This is a genomic window from Vogesella lacus (assembly GCF_979366295.1).
On the sequence record NZ_CEETQT010000021.1, the window covers coordinates 1 to 7679 of the forward strand.

9 protein-coding genes are annotated in these 7679 nt (G+C 58.9%); 3 read left to right on the plus strand and 6 right to left on the minus strand.

The features are described 5' to 3' along the window. On the plus strand, window positions 1–317 hold a 317-nt coding region (locus ACZ9W6_RS17435), incomplete at its 5' end, for a transposase (RefSeq protein ID WP_465192460.1). Between the two features lie 250 nt (window positions 318–567). Here ACZ9W6_RS17435 and ACZ9W6_RS17440 read toward each other — a convergent pair. The 5 genes from ACZ9W6_RS17440 to ACZ9W6_RS17460 form a co-directional block, all read right to left on the minus strand. Next, on the minus strand, window positions 568–1062 hold the full coding sequence (locus ACZ9W6_RS17440) for a hypothetical protein (RefSeq protein ID WP_465192461.1): 495 nt from the start codon (window positions 1060–1062) through the stop codon (window positions 568–570). A gap of 107 nt (window positions 1063–1169) precedes the next feature. Further along, window positions 1170–1586: an SPOR domain-containing protein gene (locus ACZ9W6_RS17445; RefSeq protein WP_465192462.1), complete on the minus strand. Its 417-nt coding sequence runs from the start codon at window positions 1584–1586 to the stop codon at window positions 1170–1172. A gap of 515 nt (window positions 1587–2101) precedes the next feature. Next, window positions 2102–2452, minus strand: coding sequence for an immunity protein Imm33 domain-containing protein (locus tag ACZ9W6_RS17450; RefSeq protein WP_465192463.1), 351 nt, complete (start codon window positions 2450–2452; stop codon window positions 2102–2104). A gap of 58 nt (window positions 2453–2510) precedes the next feature. Then, window positions 2511–2903: a hypothetical protein gene (locus ACZ9W6_RS17455; RefSeq protein WP_465192464.1), complete on the minus strand. Its 393-nt coding sequence runs from the start codon at window positions 2901–2903 to the stop codon at window positions 2511–2513. 585 nt (window positions 2904–3488) lie between these two features. Further along, complete coding sequence (locus tag ACZ9W6_RS17460; protein ID WP_465192465.1) at window positions 3489–4643, minus strand: DNA-binding protein; 1155 nt, start codon at window positions 4641–4643, stop codon at window positions 3489–3491. A 301-nt stretch (window positions 4644–4944) separates the two neighbouring features. Here ACZ9W6_RS17460 and ACZ9W6_RS17465 point away from each other — a divergent pair, with 301 nt between their 5' ends. Together ACZ9W6_RS17465 and ACZ9W6_RS17470 are read left to right on the plus strand one after the other, a co-directional pair. Next, window positions 4945–5460, plus strand: coding sequence for a helix-turn-helix domain-containing protein (locus ACZ9W6_RS17465; protein ID WP_465192466.1), 516 nt, complete (start codon window positions 4945–4947; stop codon window positions 5458–5460). 15 nt (window positions 5461–5475) lie between these two features. Continuing rightward, on the plus strand, window positions 5476–6609 hold the full coding sequence (locus ACZ9W6_RS17470; protein WP_465192467.1) for a tyrosine-type recombinase/integrase: 1134 nt from the start codon (window positions 5476–5478) through the stop codon (window positions 6607–6609). 140 nt (window positions 6610–6749) lie between these two features. On the opposite strand, the gene ACZ9W6_RS17475 is transcribed toward ACZ9W6_RS17470, so the two are convergent. Next, on the minus strand, window positions 6750–7679 hold a 930-nt coding region (locus ACZ9W6_RS17475; protein ID WP_465192468.1), incomplete at its 5' end, for an HAD family hydrolase.

The window sequence follows — 7679 nt, forward strand, 5'->3', positions numbered from 1 at the left end:
GCTTGGGCAGAGTGCCTCAACGCTTCCTGCTGCGCAGCGACAACGGCTTGGTGTTCACCAGCCGCAGCTACACCGCGCTGGTGAAAAGCTACGGTTTGCAGCAGGAATTCATCACGCCGTACACACCAGAACAGAACGGGATGGTGGAGCGGGTGATTCGCACTTTGAAAGAGCAGTGCGCGCATCGACACCGCTTTGAAAGCCTGGCGCACGCTAGCCGGGTGATTGCAGACTGGATCGGGTTCTACAACCACCGGCGCCCACACCAAGCTTTGGGGATGAAGACGCCTGCAATGGCGTATCAATTAGCAGCCTGACCTGTGCAGAAAGGGCTGGGTCATTACACCGCTACGCTCTCAAAGAATTTGCAGAGCTCAAGTATTTTTTCCTTGGGACCTTGAACATAGACAGTCTTTCCCTCTTCTGCGAGGGATCCTTCTTCATCCGCGAATGAGTCTGCTAGAAACACTTCCAAAGAGAAAATCCTTTAAGAAGCCTAACGTTTGAGTTCAGGCCGCGGCCCGTCAGGGCCGTCGCGCCTGCAACGAATGGTTATGCGGCAACGCATTATTGCCACGAAGCCCAAAGAGCAGCAGCCTTGCCATGAGTGGAAACGCCGCGATAGAGAATGGCTAGGTATGATTCAGATTGTTCCGAGCTCAGAATTGAACCCGATACAACTGGAACTGCCGGGCCTAGCAACTTGAACGAACCAACCGCAAATGGCTGGAACGGCTGAATGTAGGTTATTGGCTCGCTCATGCCCTTTGCCCAGGCGTCAACAACAAGCACATCAACTTTTCCTGCGCTCGTATTCATCTGCCCTTCTCGGGCTAAGGCCCAGGCTTCTGCAACTGCCTGCTGCTTTGCAACGAACGCCTTGCCCTCAGATATTGCCTGCTCTTGGGTTTCTGCCTCGAACCGCACAAGCTTTCGTTCTGAACCCGTTTCAACAATGGCCAAAGGGACGAGTAGGTCACCTTTTGGAAGATCGGATACGTTCCACGCCGCGTGAGCGAGAACGAACCCGGCGAGAAGACTTGCTGCTTCAGGTATAGCCACGATTTCTCCTTGCCGCATAACGTAGAGCTAACCGGCGCTGCGCCGCTTTATGGCGCAGCGTCCAGCGACCGAAGGGAGCGAGGTTGAGCGCCATGTTAGAGGTTGGTTTACCACCCGCGGACTTGTCGAACACGCTCAATGTCACGACCAAAGACGAATACCCGATAGCGTTTGCTGTTAGGCCCCATAGGAATGGCATCGGTCTTGACCCGAATGCCAGCGGCAGTGAGTTTGGATGCCAGAGTTGATGCTTGGGATTCGGTGTCGAAGATTCCAACGTTGTGCGCAAGAGCCGATTCTTCTTTCTCCAACTGCCTGAGAACGTACTCGCAAGCCTTAGACTCGCTTTGAAATGAAGCCAAGCGAGAGTTATGCCCACGCTCAGTGTAGAAAACCTCAAATCCCTTCTCGGTTTGTTCAAGGACTACCGCATCGGAGCTTCCGCCTCCGAAACGACCGACTCGGTAGGCTTGATGATTTACACCTAGCTCAGCAAGCTTCTGTGCGAGTTGGGGAATGTCCATAGCGAAACCTCTAACGACTGAATTCAGCGGCGCCGTTAGGCGTCCGCTGGAATGAACTGTTATGCATCGGCATGGCAAGGAACATAGAAGCCCCACACGCCATTGGATAGTTCCGTTGCGGCAAAGCGGACGACCTTTCCGTTGAACGAGACCTCGTAGACCCAAGCTCGATGACGCTCTTGCCGGTACGTAGGATGCGCACAACGACGCTGGCTTCCTGAACACGTCGCCAACTGTGTGCGTGAAGCCATGGATTGATGCCGCTGATCGACAGCGCCGCACCTTCGAACCCGACATGGATCGGTTCCCAACCTTCGGTAAAGTCTTCAAGCTGCATAACGTGCGAATTAACTGGCGCGCGTCAGCGCGTCCGGTTGAATGAAATGTTAGAACTGTGCCGGAGCAGAACCGCACCAGCTCAGCCCACCAAAAAACCTTGCAACAGCAGCCAACGAAGCAGCAAAAGGTTGGCCGCAAACCCGTTTATTGCTTGCGGCCAAACTTTGCACGGTAGGTTAGTCTGCCGTGTTAAGGAGAGATTGGTCAAACCACACATCCTCATAGTTTGGTGCTAATAGTACGCGCCAACCTGGCGGCAATCCTAAATATTTTTGAATATCAGTTGCATACTCGTTCAAGTGAGAAATATGTAGTGGCTGGAAGAAATGCGGATCACTGGAAAGTGTCTCGCCGCCCCATATATACCACCCACAAGTGCCATGCTCAGCTTTATGCCGCAATGCATTAAGTGGCAGCAAATCTAAGGTTTCAAGTGCGATGCCAATTTTCTCTTGAGGCGAGGGAAATTCCGCTTCTACATCAAAGCGCTTGCATATCTCAATAGCTGCGGGATGCTGATGATTCATAAAGGGCTAACGTTTGAATTAACCGGCTGGCTTTAGCCAGTCCGGGTTGAATGAAGTGTTAGGCCCGGGAAAGGGTCAGCACACGAGGATAGTCCTTTGCAATTACGCTAATACAAAAATCAACACCAATGATCAAAAATTCTCGGTAGAAGGCCGCTGCGCCAGAAATAAAATCCGGGCGCTGGCTTTCCTGTTCAAACCAACCGCCTTGTGTAACTTCAAAGCACCACCCATCTTCTAGCGTAACATGAGACCACCATGCAGAGAGATCCCCTTCATCAAGCGCTCGAAAGCCGCACACTTCATCAAAAATAACTTTCTTGTCTGTTTCGCCATCAAATAGGCCGACGATAATTTCGAGTGTATTTAAATCAAAATGGACTTCTGATAATTCAGTCTTCCCGTCTGAGGAGGGCGTTTCTGGAAGAGGCGTGGCTTGGAATTTCGTCATAGGCCTAACGTTGGAGTTAAGCGGCGCCGGAAGGCGTCCGCTTGGATGATTCGTTAGGCGCTACATCGACCGCAATATCTATGTAGCCCTCTTTGGTCCAAGACGGAGACGAATCCATGAAGTGCATATGACAATATTCATTGTCTTTCAAATGTACCGCTACGCTCTCAAAGAATTTGCAGAGCTCAAGTATTTTTTCCTTGGGACCTTGAACATAGACAGTCTTTCCCTCTTCTGCGAGGGGTCCTTCTTCATCCGCGAACGAGTCTGCTAGAAACACTTTCAAAGAGAAAATCCTTTAAGAAGCCTAACGTGTAATAGACACCTGTTCAGGTGTCTATTTCTTTGGTTGATGTGTATATCTCGGCATGATATTTCGATAGGTTGTCAGCTGGCAAGGCTTTGCGGCTGTGGGCGGCGGGAAGTACGCAGCGGGACGGGACTGGCATGTCTTCGGCATGTTTCGTGACAATTTCTGCTGGCCGATCCGGTTGCGGTGCTGCTGCAGGCGCGTCGCGCAGGCGGTGTTGCTGGCTTGCCCGTTGGCGCGACCGGGCGGGATGTTCCCGTCGGGCGGGTCTGGCGCTATCCCGGCTTGCGGCTGATCTGCCCTTGCGCTGCCAGCAGCTCACCCGCCTGCAATAAGCGGCTTAATTGGGCTTGCGCGTCGGCCGCGCTGCACAGGCATTCTTCGCAGCACAGGGCGATGAGGTCGGGGCGGGGGAGCGGGCCGGCGGCCAGCAGCTTGTGCAATTCGGCGCAGATGGCCTCGTCAGGCGGGGGCGGGTCTGCGGACAACGTTGCCTGACGAAGGTGTGCCAGCTGTTGCTCGCAGTCGGCCAGGCGCTGCTGGCTGTGCGCCAGCCTTTCTTCGAGGCGGCCGATGTCTGTGTCGCGCTGTCCCAGTTGCTGTTGCAGGGCCTGCTGGCGCTGTACGGCTTCTTTCCGGTGCGCGTCGCGCTCCTGCTGCCAGCGGGTGGCGGCCTGTTCATGCGTGGCGGCCAGCGCCGCTTCGCGTTCGCGGGCGGCGGCCAGTTCGCGGCGCATGGCGTCGCGTTCGCGGTCGGCATCGAGCAAGAGCTGCTGGCGCAGCGCATCCAGCCGGGTGAATTGCCGCTCAAGCTGCTGCTGCTGCGCGTCTTGCAGCCGGGTGATGGCTTCGTCGTGCGCGGTGCGAGCCTGTTGCGCGGCGTGCTGGCTGTCGGCCAGGGCTTGCCGGGCGGCGTCCAGCGTGACTTGTCCTGCGGCCAACCTTTCCGCCGCGCTGGCTTGTTCGCGCGCCAGTGCCAGTTCGGCGTCCTGCCGCTGGCGGCTTTCTGCATCTAATGCCTGGCGGAGCTGGGCTTCGCGCTGTTCGGCCTGTTGCCATTGGCTGAGCAGTTGTGCCTGCCGCTGCGCCGATTGCTGCATGGCGGCGTGCAAGCTGGCGCGCTCGTCGGCCAGCGTCTGGCGCTCGTCGCTCAGGGTATCGTGCGCGGTTTGCAGAGCTTGCAGCCACAGGGTGTGCAGCGCCTCGGTGAGGCTGGCCGGCACGCCGTCTTGTGCCACTTGCCGCACCCGCTGCGCCGCGTCGGCATTGCCGCTGCGTGCTTGCCGCCAGTCGCGCAGGGCGGCGGTGATGGTGGTGTGCGAGCCGCGCCCCAGCCGTTCGCGGATGAGCAAGGTGGTCGGCTCGATGCCTTCGGTCAGCAGGGCATCGGCCAGGTCGTGCACGGCTTGTCGGGTGTTGACGGGCAGCATGGGCTTTCCTTGATGGGTTCGGTTGCCAGTCAGCCAGCAGGCGGCAGGCGGCAGGGCGAGGCTGAACGATATATTACACAGCGTAATGACGTCATTACAATACAAAATCTTGCCGAAATCTCACATATTCCACAGTATGTGAAGTAAAATGAAAAACCGGAAACCCGCGCTATCGCCGGGCTTTATCCGGCCGGTGGCTGCGTTTTCAAGATGATGTTTTACAAGGGATTTATTCATAAACCGTGATGTGCAGATCACACGCCACCGACTGGCCATTTGTGCCGACACACAGGAGACGCGCATGAAACCGCCCCTTGCCATCCGCCATCTGCAGCGTGACGCCGGCGAGCCATTACGCCAGAGCGCCGCCCATTGGCAAGCCCGCCTGCAGGCGCTGGGCTGGACGGTCAGCCTGCTGGCCGAGGCGCTGGGGGTGTCGCGCAGCCATTTGTCCCGCGTGATCCACAACCCGCGCCGCAGCCTGCAATGGGAGTGCTGCCTCGCCGGCCTGCCGCCACTGAATGCCGCCTGGCGCCGTCAGCTGCAAGTTGGCCGCAAGGCCGCGCCGTCTGCCCGTGCGGCCAAGCCTAGCGCGGCGGTCTATCTGCCCGGCAGCGTGTTCCGCGTGCGGGATGGCCACGATTCACCGCTGATGCCCGAAGGTGGCCGCGGCGTGTGCTTGGCCGTGCGCACGCAGCATGGCCAGGATGCATACCTGCTGCGTTTTGAGGGCGGCGGCGAGGACTGGTTTGACCTCGCCAGCCTGCATCAGCTGCTGGCCGAAACCGGCGAAACCGCCGACATCACCAACCTGTAAACGAGCCAGTCCGCCATGATCCCGACCCTGCCAGACAGCCTGCAAGCCACCCTCGCCAGCCTGCAAGTGCGCGACAGCGCCACCCTGACCCGCGCCGGCAATGACGGCGAAGCCATCCGCCTGTGGCTGGCCGAATACCACAACCCGCACACGCTGGACGCACTGCGCAAGGAGGCCGAACGCTTCGTACTGTGGGCGGCGCTACGCGGCCAGGGTCTGGCCGACATCCGCCGCGAGGACATTCTCGCCTACCGGCAATTCTTGCCCGACCCGCAACCGGCCGAGCAGTGGTGCGGCCAACGGGTGGCGCGGCTGTTGCCCGACGGCACGCTCAACCCGGCGTGGCGGCCATTCTTGCGCGGCCTGTCACCGGCTTCGCAGCAACTGGCGCTGACGCGGCTGGGCAATCTGTACAGCTATCTGGTCGAGACGGGCTATCTGGCGCACAACCCGTTCAAGCTGCGCCGGGGTCGCCAGCTGGCCGCCACCCGCCGCGACCTCGCACCGGAACGCCTGCTCGATGCCGCCATGTGGCAGGCGCTGCAAGACGCCCTCGCCGCCCTGCCCTCCGATGACGCGCGCCAGCAGGCCGAGCAATGCCGCCTCGACTGGCTGTGTCATCTGCTGTATTACACCGGCGCGCGGCGCAGCGAAGTCATCGCCGCACGCATGGGCGACCTCGTTAACCGCGGTGGTCACTGGTGGTGGCGCATCAGGGGCAAGGGCAACGTGCTGGCGGATATCCCGCTACCGGCCAGACTGCTGCCCAAGCTCGTTGCCTATCGTCACAGCCTGGGCCTGCCCGCCCTGCCCGCGCATGACGAAGACACGCCGCTATTGTGTGCGCTGCATGCTGGCCGCCAGCAGCAGCCGCTCACACCGCGCCATCTGCACGATTTGCTGCGGCAATTGCTGGATCAGGCCGCCGCCCTGCCCGTCCTGGCGGCTGACGAAAACCTGGCCACGCGTGAGGCGCTGCAACGCGCCTCGGCACACTGGTTCCGCCACAGCTACGCCACGCGCCTGTTGCAAAGCGGCGCACGACTGGACGAAACCCGCCGCCTGCTGCGCCACGCCAGCATCCAGACCACACAGATTTACCTGCACCAGAGCGACAACAGCCTGATCGACGCGGTAAGCCGCCTGTAAGCCGGCGTGGTGGCAGCCATCAGCGACAGCTGGGCCTGGCCACTTTTGCACGCCGTAGCGATGCAACAATGCATGCAGCGCGACTGGCGTGTTTTTTGCCGTAGCAATCGGGTGGCGCAACCGTCAGACTCATCATGGCTTCACAGCACATCCGCCAGCAGATCCTTGAGCTGCTGGCCGCTTTTGCGGTCAAGCAATCGGCCGTCCATGCCCATGGCCTTGGCACCATCCCGATCTGCAAACGCAGAATCCCCAATAAAAAGGCAGTCACTGGCCGACAGGTTCAGCTTGTCCAGCGTGGACTGGTAAATCCGGGGCTCGGGCTTGATACAACCGAGCGCATAGCTCATGGCATAGACGTCGGCATCAGGCAGTATTTCCACCACTTTAGCCCCGTACGGCCGGGCCAGATTCGAGCAGATGGCAATACGGTGTCCGCCTTGCCGCAGTGCGGCCAACACCTCTGCGCTATCGCCAAAGCTTTCGATGCTTTGCAGGTCTGCCTGCAAGGCGGCTTCGCAAACGGCCAATTGCTCGGCGCAAAGGGCGACGCCCAAGTGCGCGGCCAACTCGGGCAGATTACCGTCAAATGTCAGAATGGTGCGTGCGTCATCCGCCTGAGGCTTGCGACCATGGGCGCGCGCATACCGCATCAGTAATAGATACGGATGATGCGGTTTGCCGATTTCAAGCAAAGTGCCAAAGGCATCGAAAATGACCGCTTTGTGGCGACCACATAATGCATTCATTGTTAACAGTCCGTTCCGAGTCAGGCTCGCAGCATTGAAATGGCGGCGCCAGTCATGATGTTGGCTGACTGCTTCGAAAGTGGGGGGCCCTACAGCAGATGGATTATGTTGCCACTTTCGCTTGCTTCGTTGAACATGCGCACGCATCACCATGGCAGGCAGCTCAATACCACGTCCCCATCGTTGCGAGCAGTTGTAATGACCCACTAAAAACCTGCACAGGTCATAATTCACACAGGAGCACGTGATGAGCATGACCATGGAAGACGATATCAAACGCTGGACCGCCAAGCGCAAAGCCGCGCTGGTGATGGAGATCAT